This window comes from Candidatus Obscuribacterales bacterium (assembly GCA_036703605.1).
Classification (GTDB): Bacteria; Cyanobacteriota; Cyanobacteriia; order RECH01; family RECH01; genus RECH01.
This window is the reverse complement of the sequence record DATNRH010000632.1, coordinates 1-1403: the sequence shown is the minus strand read 5'-3', so window position 1 is coordinate 1403 and position 1403 is coordinate 1. Positions and strand designations below refer to the sequence as shown.

The following is a 1403-nucleotide window of genomic DNA, read 5'->3' as shown; positions in this document are numbered from 1 at the left end:
GCAACTCGATAAAGAAGGTGTGGACGATGGCTACCAGTCGAACCTCCCCAGCCTCACCGATTTCCAATTCGCTTTCAAGACCCGGGATGCTTTCAATCAGAACTTTGGATGGGACAGCGGGCTCAGCCAGCTGTATTATCTCCTGTCGCAGGACTTCTTGTATTCGGATCCAATGAGCAATGTCACCTTTTTAGATAATCATGATATGAGTCGTGTTTTCGAACACCTGGGCAAGAATGAGAAGCACTTCAAGATGGCTTATGCCTACCTGATGACTACGCGCGGCACGCCACAGGTTTATTATGGCACCGAGCTGATGATGGCGCATGAAAACCGTGGCGGCGATGATGAAGGCTGGCGCCAAACCATGCCGGGCGGCTGGCCGGAGGATACCCGTTCCGTATTCACCCAGGAAGGCCGTACCGATAAGGAGAATGAGATCTTTGACTATGTGAAGTCCCTCACCAACTGGCGAAAAGGGGCCAAGGCAATTCACGAAGGTAAGCTCGTTCATTTCATCCCGGAGAATGATACCTACGTTTATTTCCGGGTGCACGATGAACAAACTGTGATGGTGATCATGAACAGCAGTACCGAGGAAAAGAGCCTCTCCCCTGATCGCTTCGCGGAAGTGCTTAAGCACTTTAGCTCCGGCCGTTCGGTGTTGGATGGTTCGGTTATCGATTTGAATGAGGCCCTTAAAGTGCCGGCAAAGACCACGGCGATTTGGGAGCTGGGGGAGTGAGTTAGGAGTCGGGAGTTTTGAGCTGGGAGAATACGGGAGTAGGATTTTCGCCTATTATACAATATGGCCACAACCTTAAACCTAGACACCCTCTATCCCTTCGGGATTGGATTGATCGAGGTCAAAAAGGATACAGGTGGACGTTTGCGCAGACTAACCCACCCTGCACCCCTCCAAGGAGGGGAAAGAAGGTCTTAAATCTCACGTCTTATGTCTCAAGTCTAAAATCTATTCCCTAAGCAAGCGGGATCTCATCGCCAGGAGGCCAATGGTGAGGCAGGCGAGCACGACGAAGCTGAAGCCGCCTACTAGTCCGAGTTTGGTGACGATCCAGCCCATGGCGGGTTGGGAGACCATCCCTCCTACATAACCGAGGGATGCGACGGAGGTCAGAGCCACGGCGCCTTCGCGGCCGGCAGCGCTGAAGATGAGTGGGAAGTTCAAGCCCACACCCACTCCGGTGATGAAAAAACCGATAGCGGCAATAATAGGATTACTTACGAGCAGAGCCAGGGTCAGTCCCCCGGCACCAAATAGAGAACCGGTGATTACTAATTTCTTGGCTCCAAAACGCATCTTCAATCGATCACCAATCAGTCGTACCGCTAATAAAGCACCCGCAAATGAAGCATAGCCCAAAGGCTCCAATCCTCCCTTC

At 52.1% G+C, this 1403-nt stretch carries 2 protein-coding genes; one reads left to right on the top strand and one right to left on the bottom strand.

Annotated features, from left to right (window positions below; genetic code table 11):
• Positions 1–745 (top strand): cyclomaltodextrinase C-terminal domain-containing protein (locus V6D20_13360; GenBank protein ID HEY9816768.1); only part of this gene is annotated, 745 nt, incomplete at its 5' end.
• Between the two features lie 228 nt (positions 746–973).
• Here V6D20_13360 and V6D20_13355 read toward each other — a convergent pair.
• On the bottom strand, positions 974–1403 hold a 430-nt coding region (locus tag V6D20_13355; protein ID HEY9816767.1), incomplete at its 5' end, for a hypothetical protein.